Source organism: Thiomonas sp. (genome assembly GCF_054608695.1).
Genome location: NZ_JBTRXV010000007.1, coordinates 90,149 through 105,721 on the forward strand (window position 1 = coordinate 90,149; position 15,573 = coordinate 105,721).

A 15,573-nucleotide genomic window follows, 5' to 3' on the forward strand; every position below is an offset into this window, starting at 1 on the left:
GTCACAACCGCGACATCCGTTCGCGTCAGCTGTCCGCAAAATTCGTGCTGGTTCGTTGAATACGATAATCAACACTCAGAGGAAGGAGAACTGCGATGCGTGTCCGTTCATTGGCCCTGACCATCATGCTGCCGGCTTTCGCCGCTCTTGCCGGCTGCGCCCAATACCCCGCCCAGCCCGGCTATGGCTACGCCCCGCAGCCCGCCTACGCCCCCCCGCCGGTCTATGGGCAGCAGCCGAGTTATGCCCAACAACCCGCCTATGCGGCACAACCGGCACCCGCTTACGGCTACAACAACCAGGCGCCCGTCTATGCGCCCGCGCCCAGTTACGCGCCGGCTCCGAGCTACGCCGCCCCGGCCATCAACCCCGCGCTGGGGGCCGTGGCCGGAGGCTTGGCAGGCTCGGCCATCGGCAATGGCAACGGACGGGTCGCAGCCGCCGCAGCCGGTGCCGGCATCGGCGCCATCGCCACGCAGAACTGCCCGGGCGGCCCCAGCGTCAACCAGGCGCTCGGGGCCGTGGCTGGCGGCTTGATCGGCTCCATGGTCGGCCACGGCAACGGCCGCGTCGCGGCAGCGGCGGTGGGCTCCGGCCTGGGGGCGATGGCCACGGGGTGCAACTGAGGCGCCACCGGCTTGGCGTCGGGCCAGGGGGTCCCGCGTCAAGGCTCCCATTCAGGCTTCCGTCCGGCTCTTCCCTGCAGCCTCTTGACGTCAGAGCGCGAACAAGGTGCCTCAACGGGGAACGGCAGTCATCAGCGGCGTGGCTCGTCACCTTGCACATCCAGGGCAAGCTTCGGGGCTGAATGTCAACAGGGCGGAGTCCGGCTTCACGCTCGGCGCCGTGTTGGCTTTCGCCTGCTGGTTCGGACAGGCTGGGTAGCCTCCGCCTCGCATGTTCAATGCCAATGACCGCGCGTATAGTGCACGGTATTCTGTACGTTATGAATCCACTGGAGGCTGTTATGGCATTCTCTGCAAGCGATGTCGTGCCTCTCACGCAGGCCCGTACCCATTTGTCCGATCTGGTTGAGCAGGTCAAGGCTGGCGCTGAAAAAATCATCACCAAAAACGGCGAGAGCTATGTCGCCATCATCGACTCCGAACGGCTGGATTACTACCACCAACTGGAGCGCGAGCGCATCCATCTCCTCGTCATCAGCGATGCAGCAAAAGGCCTGGATGATGTCGGCGCTGGCAAGGTGAAAGACGCGCGCAGTGCCTTGACCGCACTCAAGCGCCGCCGCGCCGCGAAGGCCAGCGGCTGAGTCGTCGGGGCAACATGGCAAACAAGCACCGCGTCAAGCTCACGGCGAACTTCGAGGGCAATCTCAAAGAGGTCGAGCGCTTCTTGCTGGAGGCTGATGCGCTCCAGGCATTCGATGCCCTGCTGATCGAACTGACCGACACCGTGATCCCGAACCTGGAACGCTTTCCCGGCATGGGCAGGCGGTTCTTTGACCGCCCAACCCGCTCCGTCGAAGCCAGCAACGGCATCGACAGTTTGCACCGCAAACTCGAGGCCATTGCAAAGGACGGCGAGCTGCGCGAATACATCCTTCCTCACTACCTGCTGCTTTACGTCCGCATCGACTCGACAATCCATCTGTTGTCCATCAGGCACCACCTGCAACTCTCTTTCGATTTTGAAAGCCAGTGGGAGTGCAGCAAGGGGACGCAATGACAGGGGCGCATTGGAATCATCACGCGCCGTGGCTATGATTTCCTTGTTTCTGACCTGAGCCGGTCCAGCTTCGGAGGTTGTCGGCATGCACCATGACCACAACCTCCGCCTTGTCGCAAGGCCTGCTCCTTGGCCTGGGCGTTTTCATCTATCCCGGTCCGAAAGACATCGTTGTTCTCCTCATGGCCCTGGCCGGACGCTGGCCGCCCGGGCTGGTCGCCATCGGTGCCTTTAGCGACGCACTGCTCATCACTATCGGCATGGTGGGTGTGTCGGCCATGCTGCAGCAATCTCCCACACGGCAACACACGGTGCTATGGATTGGCGTGGTCGTCATGTCATGGCACGGCCAGCGCGCGGCACGCGCCGCGTTGCGTGGCGATGCCGAGGTGGCGAAGTGGCAAGCCACTGAACCTGCAGAACGCACAGCCCCGCGCGGCAATGGTTGGCCGGAACTGCTCGCTGCTTCCCTGCTCAATCCGGTGGCGTGGCTCGACACCTTGCTCATTCTGGGTACGGTGGGTGCCGCATTGCCAGCGCCGCAGCGCCCGGCATTCACGCTCGGTGCTGTACTGGCTTCCGCACTGTGGTTCAGCCTACTGGTCTGGGGCGCAAGCAGGGCGCGCGCCTGGGTGACCTCGACCGCCGTCTGGCGCATCCTTGATGGTTTGGTGGCGCTCTGCTTGTTGGGATTGGCCGCGTATGTCGCAGCGGGGCTGCTGTAGCCGGGATGGGTTCGAGCTTGAATCCACAGCGGGACGACGCCGTATCTGTGCACCAAGGCGTCCAACCAAGCCAAAGTCTTTAAGCCGCCAGTTTCGCGCTGGCGAGGCGGTTCAGGCTGACGTGCTGTTCAGCAGCTTGCAAGGCCAAGGCGCGGTGAACTTCCGGCGGAATGCGAACCCGGAACTCGCCGCTGTCATGCTTCTCGGCAAGCGGAGCTGGAATGTCTTCGCCGCTGGCTGGCAGATCGGCCACGGCTTCGGCCACAACTTGCCGAATCCCTTTCAAGGCCGCTTCGGGCGTCGAAGCCAGCCAGGAGAGGGAAGGAAACTCGGCGCACAAGCCGACATGCACGCCATCCTCCGGCGACCAAGTGACGCGATAGGTGTAATGGTCAACGCTCATGGTGAAAGCCCTCTAGTTTCCCGATGGCAAGGAGCACCTGCCGAACTCGGTACGAAGCGCTTTTGGGAGCTGCCGCGTTGTTACCCCTGCAACCCCCGCACCACCTCCAGCGCCTCATCGATGCGCGACACCGGGTGCAGTTCCAGCCCCTCGAACTGTCTGCCCGCGCCCTTGGGTGCATTCGCTGCCGGGATGATGGCGATGGAGAAGCCGAGCTTGGCGGCTTCGCGCAGGCGTTCCTGGCCGCGGGGGGCGGGGCGGATTTCGCCGGCCAGGCCCACTTCGCCGAAGGCGAGCAGGCCGCGGGGCAGGGGGCGGTTGCGTAGCGAACTCTGGATGGCGAGCAGCACGGCGAGGTCGGCGGCGGGTTCGGTGATGCGCACGCCACCCACGGCGTTGACGAACACGTCCTGATCGCCGCTGGCCACGCCGGCGTGGCGGTGCAGCACGGCGAGCAGCATGGCCAGGCGCGCGGCGTCCAGGCCGACGGACAGGCGCCTCGGGCTGGGCGCGGCGGCGCTGTCCACCAGCGCCTGCACTTCCACCAGCAGTGGGCGCGTGCCTTCCAGCGTGGCGAGCACGCAGGTGCCGGGCACGGGTTCGGCATGGGTGGAGAGAAAGATGGCCGAGGGGTTGGACACGCCTTTGAGACCATGCTCGGTCATGGCGAACACGCCGAGTTCGTTCACCGCGCCGAAGCGGTTTTTGATGGCGCGGATGAGGCGGAAGCGCGACTGCGCGTCGCCCTCGAAATACAGCACGGTATCGACCATGTGCTCCAGCACGCGCGGCCCGGCGAGCGCGCCTTCCTTGGTGACATGGCCGACGAGCACCAGGGTGATGCCGCTGGTTTTGGCGGCGCGGGCGAGCTGCGCCGCGCATTCACGCACCTGCGAGACGGAGCCGGGGGCGGATGACAAGGCCTCGGTGTAGACGGTCTGGATGGAGTCAATCACCGCCACGGCGGGACGTTCATTCGCCAGGGTGTCGAGCATGACCTCCAACTGCGTTTCGGCCATCAGTCGCACCGGGGCGTCTTTCAGCCCCAGGCGCTGCGCCCGCAGCGCGACTTGCGCGGCGGATTCTTCGCCACTGATATAGAGCACCGGCAAGGTGGTCGCCAGCCCCGCGAGAACCTGCAGCAGCAGCGTGGACTTGCCGATGCCCGGGTCGCCGCCCAGCAGCAGCACGCCGCCGGGCACGAGGCCGCCGCCGAGCACGCGGTCGAGTTCATCGATGCCGCTGGGCTGGTGGCGATGGCGCTCGGCCTGCACCTCGGTGAGCAGAATGGGCCCGCTGGGGGCGGCCAGCACGCCGCGCGCGGCGAACTGCGCTGCCGCCGCGCCATGCCGCGCGCCGGGGCGGGGGCCGGACGCCGCGCTCTCCACCGTTTCCACCAGCGTGTTCCAGACCTCGCAATGCGGGCAGCGGCCCTGCCACTTGGCGCTCTTGCCGCCGCATTCGGAGCAGACGTAGACGGTTTGGGGTTTAGCCATGATGCGGCGTGACCACGCCCCTCACTCCACTTGCACGGGTACGCGCAAGGCCAGGGCGCACATCAATTCGTAGCCCAGGGTTCCAGCGGCGGCGGCGACTTCGTCGATGGGCAACTCGATGCCGTTGTGGCGGCCCCAGCACAGCACCGGGCTGCCGACGTCGGCGGCGCGGCCGGCGGCGCGCACGGGGTCGAGGTCCACGGTGACCATGTCCATCGACACGCGGCCGACGATGCGGGTGCGGATGCCGTCCACCACGATGGGAGTGCCGGTGGGCGCATGGCGCGGGTAGCCGTCGGCATAGCCCACGGCGGCCACGCCGATGCGCATCGGCTGCTCGGAGGTGAAGGCGGCGCCGTAGCCCACGCTGGCACCGGCGGGAATCTGCTGCACGCCGACGATGCGGGTGTCGAGGCTCATGGCCGGGTGCAGATCCCAGGCCTTCGCATCGGACGCCAGGCCGGTGGGCGAGCCGCCGTAGAGCATGATGCCGGGACGAACCCAGTCGCCCAGAATGGCGGCTTGGGGCGCTTCTTGTTCGGTGGCTTGTGCGGTGCTTGCGGTGCGGGTGGCATGCGCGGCGAGCTTGAGCACCCCATCCGCCGGGCGGTGCCCATGACCATGGCGCAACAACGCTGCCGAATTGCACAGGCTGCGCTCGCCCGGCAGGTCGTCCATGCAGCGCTGGAACAAGTCGAACGCATCGGCCGTGCCTTGCGGGCCGTCGGCGGTGGCGAAATGGGTCATGTGGGTGATCTCGCCCACGGCCGGGCATTGCTGCAGCCGCTCCCACGCGGCGCGGTACTGCGCGGGCGTGAAGCCCAGCCGGTTCATGCCCGTGTTCATCTTGAGATACACGCGGTGCGCGCGGGGTTTGCGCCGAGCCGCCAGCCAGTTGAGCTGGGCCGCGTCGTGCACCACATGCCACAGGTTGAGGCGCTCGCAAAGCTGCAGGTCGTCCGCGCCGAAGCAGCCCTCCAGCAGCAGGATGGGCCCGCCCCAGCCCAGGGCGCGCAGGGCTTCGGCCTCGGCCAGGTCGAGCAGGGCAAAGCCGTCGGCCGCGCGCAAGGCCGCGAACGCGCGCTCGATGCCATGCCCATAGGCATTGGCCTTCACCACCGCCCACACCTTCGCCTGCGGCGCCGCCAGCCGCGCGCGCGCCAGGTTATGGGTCAGGGCCTCGGGGTGGATGGTGGCTTGAATGGGGCGTGGCATGGGGGGCGCAGGGCGTTGCCGTGCTCGTGATGGGGTCGTGCAGGTGGTGACCAGGAGGCGTGCAGGGGGTGTGCGGGAGGTGGAAGCGCAGTGTAGTTTGCGCAGAAATCCTGGCTCGACCGCTGTGCTATAAACCGCCCCCAGACCTGCAACTTAGCGCAGCCGCCCCGTGGGGATCGAAAAAATTTCGGGGCACTCCGTTTTTCTCGAAAGCCGCAGCCTGGCGGCAGCGAGCAACAGGCTGGGGGAGACAAGCAGGGCCGCCCGCGCGACCGGCGACACCCGTGATGCAACTGCGATCGAGATAATGAAAAAAGGCTTTTACTGGATCATGGCCGCGCAGTTCTTTTCGTCGCTGGCCGACAACGCGTTGCTCATCGCCTCCATCGCCTTGCTGCTGCAACTGCAGGCTCCGGGCTGGATGACGCCACTGCTGAAGTTTTTTTTCACCGTGTCCTACGTGGTGCTGGCGCCGTTCGTCGGCGCCTTCGCCGATTCGATGATGAAGGGCAGGGTCATGTTCATCACCAATCTGGTGAAGGTCGTCGGACTCATGCTCATGCTCGCCAGCGTCCACCCGTTGCTGGCTTACGGCGTGGTCGGTCTCGGCGCCGCAGCCTACTCGCCGGCCAAGTACGGTATCCTCACCGAGCTGCTGCCACCGCAACAACTGGTGGCGGCCAATGGCTGGATCGAGGGCACCACGGTGGGCTCCATCATTCTCGGCACCGTGTTCGGCGGCTTTCTGGTGAGCCAGATGGCCAGCCGTTATCTGCTGGGTCTGCCGGGTCTCGCGCACCTGGGCATCAACACCGCGGCCGAGGCGGCGCTTGGGGTCATCGTCTTTGTCTACATCATCGCCGCGCTGTGCAATCTGAAAATTCCCGACACCGGCGCCCGCTACCCGCACCAGACCGCCAACCCGGCGAAGCAACTGGTCGAGTTCATCCACTGCACCAAGGTGCTGTGGACCGACAAGCTGGGGCAGATTTCCATGGCCGTGACCACGCTGTTCTGGGGCGCAGGCGCCACGCTGCAATTCATCGTCATCAAGTGGGCCGAGTATGCCCTGGGGCTGGACCTGAGCAAAGCCGCCACGCTGCAAGCCACCGTGGCATTCGGCGTGGCGGCAGGCGCCATACTGGCCGCCACCCGCGTGCCGCTGAAAAAGAGCCTGACCGTGCTGCCCATGGGCATGGGCATGGGCATTCTGTGCATGGTGCTGTCGCTGTATACGCGCAGCCTGGTGCCCGACCTGCAGTTCAGCGTCGGCAGCCTGCATCTGCCGCTCTATCTGGTGCTGGCCGGCATGTTCATGGTCGCCATCGGCGCCATGGCCGGTTACTTCGTGGTGCCGATGAACGCGCTGCTGCAGCACCGCGGCTACGTGCTGTTGTCGGCCGGGCATTCGATTGCGGTGCAGAACTTCAACGAGAACGTCAGCGTGCTGGTCATGCTGTCGGTGTACGCCCTGCTCATCAAACTGAACCTGCATATCCAGTGGATCATCGGCCTGTTCGGCGTGTTCGTGGTCGGCACCATGTGGCTGGTGATGCAGTGGAACAAGCGCAATATGCGCGAGCGCGACTGGACCCAGATCATCGGCGAGCCGCGCCACGAGTCCGGGCATTGAGCCCATCGTCCTCACGGTTGAACCCAACCGCCGCCACCTGATGGACGCGCTGCGCATCGGCCCCCTGGTGCTACCCTGGGGACCGCTCATCCTGGTGCTGGGCTACACCGTGGCGGTGTTTGTGGCCGGCGCGGCGCAGCGCAAAGGCCAGGGCCATGCGGAGCCGGCCTTGCTGCCCCTGCTGGTGCTGGCCCTGGTGGTGGCGCGCGCGGTCTTCGTTGCGCAGCACCTGGCGAACTACCCCACGATGCTGTCCATGCTGGACATTCGCGACCGCGGCTTCACGCCCGTGGCGGGCTGGGCGGCTGCCGTGCTTGGCGTGGCGTTCTGGGCCTGGCGCCGGCCCACGCTACGGCGCAGCCTGCCGATGAGCGCGGCAACCGGTGCGGCCGTCATCCTGGCAGCCGGTGCCTTGTTGCAGGCGGTGCAGCCACCCCGGCCGCCACTGCCGCAGCTCAGTCTGCAGCGTTTGGGCGGCGGCGAGGTCGCGCTGCGAAGCCTGGAAGGCAAGCCGCTGGTGCTCAACCTCTGGGCCACCTGGTGCCCGCCCTGCCGGCGCGAACTGCCCACCCTGGTGCAGGCCGCGCAACGGGAACACAACGTGCGCATCGTGCTGGTGAACGAGGGCGAATCGGCACAGCGCGTCGCCGACTTCCTGCACCGCGAAAAACTCGCGCCCCCCGAGGTGCTGCTCGACCCCGACAGCCGCCTGCTGTCGTACTACCAGTCCCCCGGCCTGCCCACCACGCTGTTCATCGCCGCAGACGGCAAGGTGCAGCGCATGCATATCGGCGAACTGTCGGCCGCGACGCTGCAGCAGGGCGTTGCGGAACTGGGCGGGAACTAAGACGTCTTTCACCTAAGCTTGCTGGTGGTGCGCGACCTTGCTTCGCCTTGCCGCAGGAGGACGAAACAAGACGTTGGCCACCCACCGATCTGCATGTTTTCTCTGCTCACCGAGCGGACTCCACTTCTCTGTATGCACACGTCCCGCCAAACCCTGGCCGCCATCAGCGGCCTGATGCTCAACGCCTTCGTTTGGGGCGTGTCGTGGTGGCCGTTTCGCGACCTCCATGCGCTGGGCTTGAATCCCTTGTGGGCAACGGCGGCGATCTATGGGCTGAGCACGGCGGCCATTCTGTTGGCGCGGCCTCGGGCTTTGGGCGCGCTGCTGCGCAACCCTGCGCTGTGGCTGATTCTGTTGTCTTCGGGCGCGACCAACGCGGCGTTCAACTGGGGCGTGACCGAGGGCGATGTGGTGCGGGTGGTGCTGCTGTTCTACCTCATGCCGGTGTGGGCGGCGCTGCTGGCGCGCTGGCTGCTGCAGGAGCGGCTTACGCCGCTGGTGGGGTTGCGGCTGGTGCTGGCCTTGGCCGGGGCGATGGTGGTGCTGTGGCCGCCGGGCGGCGGGTTGCCGCTGCCGCAGCATCCGGCCGACTGGCTGGGCGTGGTGGGCGGCATGACCTTCGCCCTCAACAACGTGCTGTTGCGCAAGTATGCGCATACGCCGCCGGAGGCGCGCGGCTTGGCGATGTTCGCCGGCGGCACGCTGGTGGCCGGTGGCTTGGCGGCGGCGCTGGCGGCCGCTGGCGTGGCCAGCGGCCTGCCCGTGCCGACGCTGCCGCTGGTGTTGGCCGTGGGCTTGTTGGCGCTGGCCTTTCTCGCCGCCAACCTCGGCCTGCAATATGGCGCAGAGCGCCTGCCGTCCAGCCTCACGGCGGTGGTGATGACGGTGGAGATCGTCTTCGCCAGCGGCAGCGCGGTGCTGCTGGGGGCCGAGCAACTCAGCGTGCAGGCGCTGATCGGTGGTAGCCTCATTTTGCTGGCCATCCTGCTCGCGGCCTGGCGCCAACCGGCGCTGCCGCCGCAGCCACCGCAGCAACATTCGCCCCGGGAGACTCCGATATGAGCGCCGCCGACACCGATACCACCACGAAACCTGCAACACCCAGCGTGTTCGACTTCAGCGCCGCCGACATCCACGGCCAGGCGCAGTCGCTGGCGCAATGGCGCGGCAAGGTGCTGCTCATCGTCAACACCGCCAGCGCCTGCGGCTTCACGCCGCAATACGCCGGGCTGCAGGCGCTGCACCACGCCTACCGCGACCGTGGTTTCGAGGTCCTGGCCTTTCCCTGCAACCAGTTCGGCGCGCAGGAGCCGGGCACGCCGGAGCAGATCGCCCAGTTTTGCAGCATCAACTACGGCGTCGAATTTCCGCTGTTCGACAAGATCGACGTCAACGGCGCCCATACCCACCCGTTGTGGCGCTGGCTCAAGGACCAGGCCAGCGGCGTGCTCGGCACCGAAGTCGTCAAATGGAATTTCACCAAATTCCTGGTTGGCCGCGACGGTCAGGTGATCCGCCGCTACGCGCCGCAGACCCAGCCGGATGCGCTGCGGGCCGACATCGAGATCGCGCTGGACAACCCCGTGTCGGCACCCGTGGCTGCCGGTTGATCCGGCCAGGGTCGGTCCAGCTCGACCCGGTTCGAGCCCGCTCTCAGTTAGTTCCGCAAGGCTTCGTCGAGGAACTCCAGCCAGTGCTGCACCGGCATGGTGGTGCCGGCTTGCAAGTGCTGGATGCAGCCGATGTTGGCGCTGAGGATGCGCTGCGGCGCCACATGCGCCAGGTGCTTGAGCTTGCGCTCGCGCAACTGCTTCGACAAATCCGCCTGCAGCATGGAGTAGGTGCCGGCCGAGCCGCAGCACAGGTGGCTCTCCGCCGGCAGGCTGACGCTGAAACCCAGGCTGCGCAGCAGCGCTTCCACCTGCCCGCCCAGGCGCTGGCCATGTTGCAAGGTGCAGGGCGGGTGCCAGGCCAGGTTTTCGGCCGGCTTGTGCCGGAGCTTGGCGGCGATGTGCTCGCCGTGCGCGGCGAGGAATTCGATCGGGTCGCGTGCGAGTGCGGAAATGCGTGCGGCCTTGTCGGCATAGGCCGGATCGTGCCGCAGCTCGCGGCCGTAGTCCTTCACCAGCACGCCGCAGCCTGAGGCGTTGACGACGATGGCCTCGACCATGCCACGCTCGACTTGCGGCCACCAGGCGTCGATGTTGCGGCGCATGTCGGCCAGCGCCCCGTCGTGGTCGCTCAGGTGCTGGCGGATGGCGCCGCAGCAGCCCGCACCTTCGGCCACCAGCGCCTGCACGCCCAGGGCGTCGAGCACGCGGGCGGTGGCGGCGTTGATGTTCGGCGCCATGGCCGGTTGCACGCAGCCGGCCAGCATCAGCACCTTGCGCGCGTGTTCACGCGTCGGCCAGGCGCTGGCCGGTGTTGCCGGCGGCACCTTCTCTTTCAGCGATTTGGGCACCAGCGGCTTGAGCGCCTGGCCGAGCTTCATCGCCGTGCCGAACAGCGGCGAAGTGAGGCCTTCTTTCAGCGCCCAGCGTTTGGCGCGTTCAGCCATTGGGCGCTGCACCTTGGCGTCCACCACACGGCGGCCGATGTCCACCAACTGGCCGTAGGCCACGCCGGAGGGGCAGGCGGTTTCGCAATTGCGGCAGGTGAGGCAGCGGTCCAGATGCTGCTGCGTGCTGCGCGTGGGCGCGGCGCCTTCGAGCACCTGCTTGATGAGGTAGATGCGTCCGCGCGGGCCATCCAGCTCGTCGCCCAGCAACTGGTAGGTGGGGCAGGTGGCGGTGCAAAAACCGCAATGCACGCAGGCGCGCAGGATGCTCTGGGCCTGCTGGCCGTCGGGCGTGCCGGCGAATTCGGGGGAGAGTCGGGTTTCCATGAAGGCAGGAAGGAGGGGTCGGTGAGGCGGGGGGCGGTGAGACGCGAAGGGCGGGAGGTCGTCGGTGCTGGGTTCAGCTGGCCATCACCGTCGGAAAGATGCCGTGAGGATCGAAGGCGCGCTTGATCTCGCGGTGGATGCGGTCCAGCGGCGGCGCTGGCGGGGTGAACACCGGCGTGTCCGGGTCGCCGCCGCGAAAGCGCGTGGCGTGGCCACCGGCCCGTGCGGCGGCTTCGCGCATCACGGCGGCGGGCAGTGCGGTTTTGAGCCAGCGCTGGGCGCCGCCCCATTCGATGAGCAGATCGCCCTGCAGGCGCATGGGCGGCGTGGTGGGCGGCACCGCCAGGCGCCACAGGGCTTCGCCGGCGGCTCCGGGTTGCGCCCAGGTGGTGGCGAACCAGGGCAGGGTTTGCTCGCGCAGGCCTTGCCACAACGCGGCTGCCGCGGCATCGTCCACGCGCTGCCCACCCAGACGGGCGCAGGCGGCGGCCACTGCAGCCTGGGCGCCGCGCAGGCGCAGGTGGAGGAGGTGATCGGAGCCATCGCCGCCGCAGCACCAGGCGCTGGCGGCGATGGGCAGCGGCTGGCCGCCCCAGATGTTGACCTGCTCGATCGCGCGCTCCTTGCTCATCTCGAACACCAGCGTGGCGTCGGCCGGGGCGCGCGGCAGCACCTTGAGCGAGACCTCCAGAATGGCGCCGAGCGAGCCCATCGACCCCACCAGCAGGCGCGAGACGTCGAAGCCGGCGACGTTCTTCATCACCTGGCCGCCGAAATGCAGCACCTCGGCGCGGCCGCTCAGCAGCACCGCGCCCAGCACATAGTCGCGCACCGCGCCGGCGCCCTGGCGGGCGGGACCGGCAAGCCCTGCCGCCACCATGCCGCCCACCGTGGCGCGGGCGCCGGTGTGGGCGAAATGGGGCGGATCGAACGGCAGGCATTGGCCTTGGGTCGCAAGCAGGGCTTCCAGCTCGGCAAGCGGTGTGCCGGCGCGGGCGGTGACGACGAGTTCGGTGGGCTCGTAGCTGACGATGCCGGCGTAGGCATGCAGGTCCAGCATGGTGCCGGTGCGCGCTTGGCGCGAGGCGGGGTTGAGCCAGGATTTGCTGCCGCCGCCGCGCACGGCAAGCGGGGTGTGGTTGGCTGCTGCCTGCTGCACCTGCTCTTGCAGGGTGGCGAGTGTGTCGGATGGGTTCACGGGTTCAGGCGATGAAATGGTGGATCGAGTCCTGCGGTTCACGCCCTCCCCACGCCGTGGGGAGGGTTGGAGAGGGGAGGGTTGTTGCGCATCGCGGCTCCCCCTCCCGGCCTCCCCCACCCGTGGGGGAGGTGAAAGCTGCGCTGCGCGAAGATTCTGGGTGCCCCTCCCGGCTGCCCCCACCAGCGGGGGAAGTGAGAACAGCGCTGCGCGACGTGCTGGTTGCCATCACGGTCCCTTTTCGTCCACCGCAGTTTGTGGAGGAGAAGCGCTCCGGGCGGGGTGAGTGCGCGGCTCAAAAGCGTGGCAGCTCCGGAAACGCCACGCGCCCGCCGCGCACATGCATCTTGCCGTACTCGGCGCAACGCGCGTGGCTGGGGATGTTCTTGCCCGGGTTGAGGTGCTCGGCGGGGTCGAAGGCGCGGCGCATGGCCAGGAACTGTTCGAGTTCCTCGGGGCTGAACTGCACGCACATGGAGTTGATTTTTTCCAGCCCCACGCCATGCTCGCCGGTGATGGAGCCGCCCATCTCGACGCAGGCCTCCAGGATTTTTGCGCCGAAGGCCTCGGCGCGCTCCAGCTCGCCGGCCTGGTTGGCGTCGAACAAGATCAGCGGGTGCAGATTGCCGTCGCCGGCATGGAACACGTTGACGCAGCGCAGCGCGAACTCGCGCTCCATGCCCTGGATGGCCAGCAGCATGTCGGCGATGCGCTTGCGCGGGATGGTGCCGTCCATGCAGTAGTAGTCGGGCGAGATGCGGCCCGAGGCGGGAAACGCGTTCTTGCGCCCGCTCCAGAAGCGCAGGCGCTCGGCCTCGCTCTGGCTCACGGTGGTGGCGGTGGCGCCGCAGCCTTGCAGCACCGCGAGCATGCGGCCGATTTCCTCCTCCACCTCCTCCGGCGTGCCGTCGGACTCGCACAGCAGAATGGCCGCGGCGTCCAGGTCGTAGCCGGCATGCACGAAATCCTCCACGGCGCGGGTCATGGGCTTGTCCATCATCTCCAGCCCGGCCGGGATGATGCCGTCGGCAATCAGGCTGGCCACGGCGTCGCCGGCCTTGCGCAGATCGTCGAAGCTGGCCATGATGCAGCGCGCCAGCACAGGCTTCGGAATGAGCTTGACGGTTACTTCGGTGACGACCATCAGCATGCCCTCGCTGCCGATGACCACGGCCAGCAGATCCGGCCCCGCGCAGTCGCCGGCCAGATTGCCCACCGTGATGGGCTCGCCCTCCACGGTGTAGCCGCGCACTTGCAGCACGTTGTGCACGGTGAGGCCGTATTTCAGGCAATGCACGCCGCCGGAGTTCTCCGCCACGTTGCCACCGATGGTGCAGGCGATCTGGCTGGAGGGGTCGGGCGCGTAGTACAGGCCGTGGGGCGCGGCGGCTTCGGAAATGGCCAGGTTGCGCACGCCGCATTCCACCGTGGCCGTGCGCGCCAGCTTGTCGATGGTCTTGATGCGGTTGAAGCGCGAGAGCGCCAGCAGCACGCCCTCGGCATGCGGCAGCGCCCCGCCCGACAGCCCGGTGCCCGCGCCGCGCGCCACCACGGGCACGTGCAGGTGGTGGCAAACGCGCAACACCGCGGCCACCTGGGCCTCGGTCTCCGGCAGCGCCACGACCATCGGCTTCTGCCGGTAGACGGACAGGCCGTCGCATTCGTAGGGGGTTACATCCTCGCGCTGCCACAGCAGGCAGGAGGCAGGCAGCACGTCCGTCAGGGCGGCCACCACCTCGGCTTGGCGCCGCGCGCGCGCGGCGAGGTCTTGGGGGATGGGGGCATTCATGGTTGCGGGCTTGTGAACGCAAGTTGGTTTTATGGATTGTTTCAAACCATAGCGCAGCCCATGTTGCAGTGCATGAGGGACAAACCCGACGCAGGCGTGAACGCCGGGCAAAGCTGTCTTGATCGGGATGGGGGTAAAGGGAGGTGGCGCGGGTGCGGGGCGGCGGCCCGGAAAGCAGCCGGATGGTGTTCTCAGGCAAGAAGCGGCCAGTTGACCCGCGCCATCGAAGGCTGGGTCAACGGTCAAACCGGACAGAGGCACGCATGCGCAGCCGCAGCCGAATGCCGGAAAAGCGGCGAACGCCGGATTCACACGGAACTCCCGTGACCGGCTGATGCGCTTGCCGCATCCAAGCGACGAAACGCAACAATTGCATGCGGACGTCAAGCAGTACAGCTTTGAACTTGGCATGCCCTGCCGTCACCGCTAGTCTGTGAACGGCGGAGATGCTGAAGAATTCTCCAGTGGTGCAACGTGGAGCTGGACAGATGTGGGTGATGGAAGCCAATTTGCTGCGCAGTGTCGCATCAGGGATGGCCCCGGTGGAGCATCAATCCGCGCAGATCGATGACGGGGTTTGTGTGCCGCTCATCAGCGTGAGTCCGCCCCGTCATAGCCTTGGAAACCCAGCCGTCATGCGGGTCGCAGACTTTCAGCGCTTTCGCAAGTTCCACAGGCTATTGTGTCTATTCCGTCGGATATCCTGGGATGCCAGGTTTATCCGACGGCCTACATTACGTTAGCGGTCAAAACTATGGACGAGCCAGAAAACACAATTGAGAAAATCAGAGCACTTCTCGACACGCTTGAAAGCGAAGCTCGTGACAGTGACGAATCCATTTTCGCGCACAATTTTGATGCGTTAGAGATACCCTCCATTGTCTCTGCTGTCGTTGATTACCTTCAGCCACAGTTATTTCCGTATGAAGCTGCAATATATTGGCACCTTTTCCGCAGAGCCATTCTTGGAAATGGTCAACAATATGCGAGAGTGAGCACACGCGGTATGCAGCAAGGGATAGTTACATCTAGCAGTGGGCAATCGTCATCGCTAAGTTATAGCTCCGTTCAAGAAGCTCTTGCCGGTTTAGAGAAAAAGGGAGTTATTCAAAAATCAGGTGATACCAACAGGGAAGGCACTTTGTATAAAATCTTTCTTCCTGAAGAAATTGAACTATGCAAAACCTACAAAGCCAGTCTTTCGATGCAAGCCGAACCTTCACAAATAGATGTACGCCGGGAGTTGGATTACTACAATGTGAAAGAAAACAGACTCAAGGTCTTTGAGCGAGATAGCTACAAATGCCATTACTGTAGCAAGCAACTTACTAGGTTTACTGCAACACTAGATCATATTCAGCCAGTTTCGGAAGGCGGAGATAATACTTACGAAAACCTTACTACTGCCTGCTTGCATTGCAACTCTCGCCGTGGGAGCCGCCCTGTCATGGATATGTACGAAAATAAAACCGAGGGTAACCGCTAACCCGGCATTCGAGCGGGACTCGCCCAGAAGCGGGCGAGCCCCTCAATTTTACGTTAGCCGCTTAGGAGAATAAAAGGATGGAAATCATGCTTGCGCTTGTTATTGTCGCTGTGGCTACGGCGGTTATCCTCAACCTCGGTCGCGTCGCGAACAAGTCGCCATACTCCGTCAGTGGCCTGGAATACATCAACACCCAATCTAAATATCAAGC

15 protein-coding genes are annotated in these 15,573 nt (G+C 65.9%); 9 read left to right on the plus strand and 6 right to left on the minus strand.

Annotated features, from left to right (window positions below; genetic code table 11):
- The first annotated feature begins 95 nt into the window (after positions 1-95).
- From ACYCUK_RS05350 to ACYCUK_RS05365, 4 genes are all read left to right on the plus strand, one after another.
- Positions 96-626 (plus strand): glycine zipper 2TM domain-containing protein, encoded by a 531-nt coding sequence (locus tag ACYCUK_RS05350; protein ID WP_461593791.1) that lies wholly within the window; start codon positions 96-98, stop codon positions 624-626.
- 341 nt (positions 627-967) lie between these two features.
- Entirely contained in the window at positions 968-1,270 is a 303-nt protein-coding gene (locus ACYCUK_RS05355) for a type II toxin-antitoxin system Phd/YefM family antitoxin (RefSeq protein WP_461593792.1), read from the plus strand.
- A 14-nt stretch (positions 1,271-1,284) separates the two neighbouring features.
- The gene (locus ACYCUK_RS05360; RefSeq protein WP_461593793.1) at positions 1,285-1,686 is read left to right on the plus strand and encodes a type II toxin-antitoxin system RelE/ParE family toxin; all 402 of its coding nucleotides are present in this window, start codon (positions 1,285-1,287) and stop codon (positions 1,684-1,686) included.
- Positions 1,687-1,778: 92 nt separating this feature from the next.
- Positions 1,779-2,411, plus strand: a complete 633-nt coding sequence (locus ACYCUK_RS05365; protein ID WP_461593794.1) for a LysE/ArgO family amino acid transporter — start codon at positions 1,779-1,781, stop codon at positions 2,409-2,411.
- A gap of 79 nt (positions 2,412-2,490) precedes the next feature.
- Here the strand turns inward: ACYCUK_RS05365 and ACYCUK_RS05370 are convergent, their stop codons facing one another.
- The 3 genes from ACYCUK_RS05370 to alr form a co-directional block, all read right to left on the minus strand.
- The gene (locus ACYCUK_RS05370; protein ID WP_461593795.1) at positions 2,491-2,814 is read right to left on the minus strand and encodes a type II toxin-antitoxin system HicB family antitoxin; all 324 of its coding nucleotides are present in this window, start codon (positions 2,812-2,814) and stop codon (positions 2,491-2,493) included.
- 80 nt (positions 2,815-2,894) lie between these two features.
- Positions 2,895-4,310 carry a DNA repair protein RadA gene (gene radA / locus ACYCUK_RS05375; protein ID WP_461593796.1) on the minus strand — a complete coding sequence of 472 codons (1,416 nt, stop codon included), beginning with the start codon at positions 4,308-4,310 and terminating at the stop codon, positions 2,895-2,897.
- A gap of 21 nt (positions 4,311-4,331) precedes the next feature.
- Positions 4,332-5,525 (minus strand): alanine racemase, encoded by a 1,194-nt coding sequence (alr, locus tag ACYCUK_RS05380; RefSeq protein WP_461593797.1) that lies wholly within the window; start codon positions 5,523-5,525, stop codon positions 4,332-4,334.
- Between the two features lie 307 nt (positions 5,526-5,832).
- Between alr and lplT the strand changes: the two genes are divergently transcribed.
- The 4 genes from lplT to ACYCUK_RS05400 all read left to right on the plus strand — a co-directional run bounded on the left by lplT (position 5,833) and on the right by ACYCUK_RS05400 (position 9,615).
- Positions 5,833-7,158, plus strand: coding sequence for a lysophospholipid transporter LplT (gene lplT, locus ACYCUK_RS05385; RefSeq protein ID WP_461593798.1), 1,326 nt, complete (start codon positions 5,833-5,835; stop codon positions 7,156-7,158).
- 40 nt (positions 7,159-7,198) lie between these two features.
- A complete protein-coding gene (locus tag ACYCUK_RS05390; RefSeq protein WP_461593799.1) occupies positions 7,199-8,005 on the plus strand; it encodes a TlpA family protein disulfide reductase in 807 nt (268 codons plus the stop codon).
- 132 nt (positions 8,006-8,137) lie between these two features.
- A complete protein-coding gene (locus ACYCUK_RS05395) occupies positions 8,138-9,067 on the plus strand; it encodes a DMT family transporter (protein WP_461593800.1) in 930 nt (309 codons plus the stop codon).
- On the plus strand, positions 9,064-9,615 hold the full coding sequence (locus ACYCUK_RS05400) for a glutathione peroxidase (protein ID WP_461593801.1): 552 nt from the start codon (positions 9,064-9,066) through the stop codon (positions 9,613-9,615). Before ACYCUK_RS05395 ends, ACYCUK_RS05400 begins: the two co-directional genes overlap by 4 nt.
- A 47-nt stretch (positions 9,616-9,662) precedes the next feature.
- Here the strand turns inward: ACYCUK_RS05400 and glcF are convergent, their stop codons facing one another.
- From glcF to ACYCUK_RS05415, 3 genes are all read right to left on the minus strand, one after another.
- Complete coding sequence (gene glcF, locus ACYCUK_RS05405) at positions 9,663-10,889, minus strand: glycolate oxidase subunit GlcF (RefSeq protein WP_461593802.1); 1,227 nt, start codon at positions 10,887-10,889, stop codon at positions 9,663-9,665.
- 73 nt (positions 10,890-10,962) lie between these two features.
- Complete coding sequence (glcE, locus tag ACYCUK_RS05410) at positions 10,963-12,087, minus strand: glycolate oxidase subunit GlcE (protein ID WP_461593803.1); 1,125 nt, start codon at positions 12,085-12,087, stop codon at positions 10,963-10,965.
- A gap of 295 nt (positions 12,088-12,382) precedes the next feature.
- Positions 12,383-13,876: an FAD-linked oxidase C-terminal domain-containing protein gene (locus tag ACYCUK_RS05415; protein WP_461593804.1), complete on the minus strand. Its 1,494-nt coding sequence runs from the start codon at positions 13,874-13,876 to the stop codon at positions 12,383-12,385.
- 754 nt (positions 13,877-14,630) lie between these two features.
- On the opposite strand from ACYCUK_RS05415, the gene ACYCUK_RS05420 reads away from it, so the two are divergent.
- A complete protein-coding gene (locus ACYCUK_RS05420; RefSeq protein ID WP_461593805.1) occupies positions 14,631-15,362 on the plus strand; it encodes an HNH endonuclease in 732 nt (243 codons plus the stop codon).
- Positions 15,363-15,573 lie beyond the last annotated feature (211 nt).

Coding starts and splice junctions, on each gene's coding strand:
- radA (WP_461593796.1), bottom strand. CDS start 4,310: ATGGCTAAACCCCAAACCGTCTACGTCTGCTCCGAATGCGGCGGCAAG.
- ACYCUK_RS05420 (WP_461593805.1), top strand. CDS start 14,631: ATGGACGAGCCAGAAAACACAATTGAGAAAATCAGAGCACTTCTCGAC.
- ACYCUK_RS05400 (WP_461593801.1), top strand. CDS start 9,064: ATGAGCGCCGCCGACACCGATACCACCACGAAACCTGCAACACCCAGC.
- ACYCUK_RS05370 (WP_461593795.1), bottom strand. CDS start 2,814: ATGAGCGTTGACCATTACACCTATCGCGTCACTTGGTCGCCGGAGGAT.
- ACYCUK_RS05355 (WP_461593792.1), top strand. CDS start 968: ATGGCATTCTCTGCAAGCGATGTCGTGCCTCTCACGCAGGCCCGTACC.
- ACYCUK_RS05415 (WP_461593804.1), bottom strand. CDS start 13,876: ATGAATGCCCCCATCCCCCAAGACCTCGCCGCGCGCGCGCGGCGCCAA.
- ACYCUK_RS05350 (WP_461593791.1), top strand. CDS start 96: ATGCGTGTCCGTTCATTGGCCCTGACCATCATGCTGCCGGCTTTCGCC.
- ACYCUK_RS05360 (WP_461593793.1), top strand. CDS start 1,285: ATGGCAAACAAGCACCGCGTCAAGCTCACGGCGAACTTCGAGGGCAAT.
- ACYCUK_RS05395 (WP_461593800.1), top strand. CDS start 8,138: ATGCACACGTCCCGCCAAACCCTGGCCGCCATCAGCGGCCTGATGCTC.
- glcF (WP_461593802.1), bottom strand. CDS start 10,889: ATGGAAACCCGACTCTCCCCCGAATTCGCCGGCACGCCCGACGGCCAG.
- ACYCUK_RS05390 (WP_461593799.1), top strand. CDS start 7,199: ATGGACGCGCTGCGCATCGGCCCCCTGGTGCTACCCTGGGGACCGCTC.
- lplT (WP_461593798.1), top strand. CDS start 5,833: ATGAAAAAAGGCTTTTACTGGATCATGGCCGCGCAGTTCTTTTCGTCG.
- alr (WP_461593797.1), bottom strand. CDS start 5,525: ATGCCACGCCCCATTCAAGCCACCATCCACCCCGAGGCCCTGACCCAT.
- ACYCUK_RS05365 (WP_461593794.1), top strand. CDS start 1,779: ATGACCACAACCTCCGCCTTGTCGCAAGGCCTGCTCCTTGGCCTGGGC.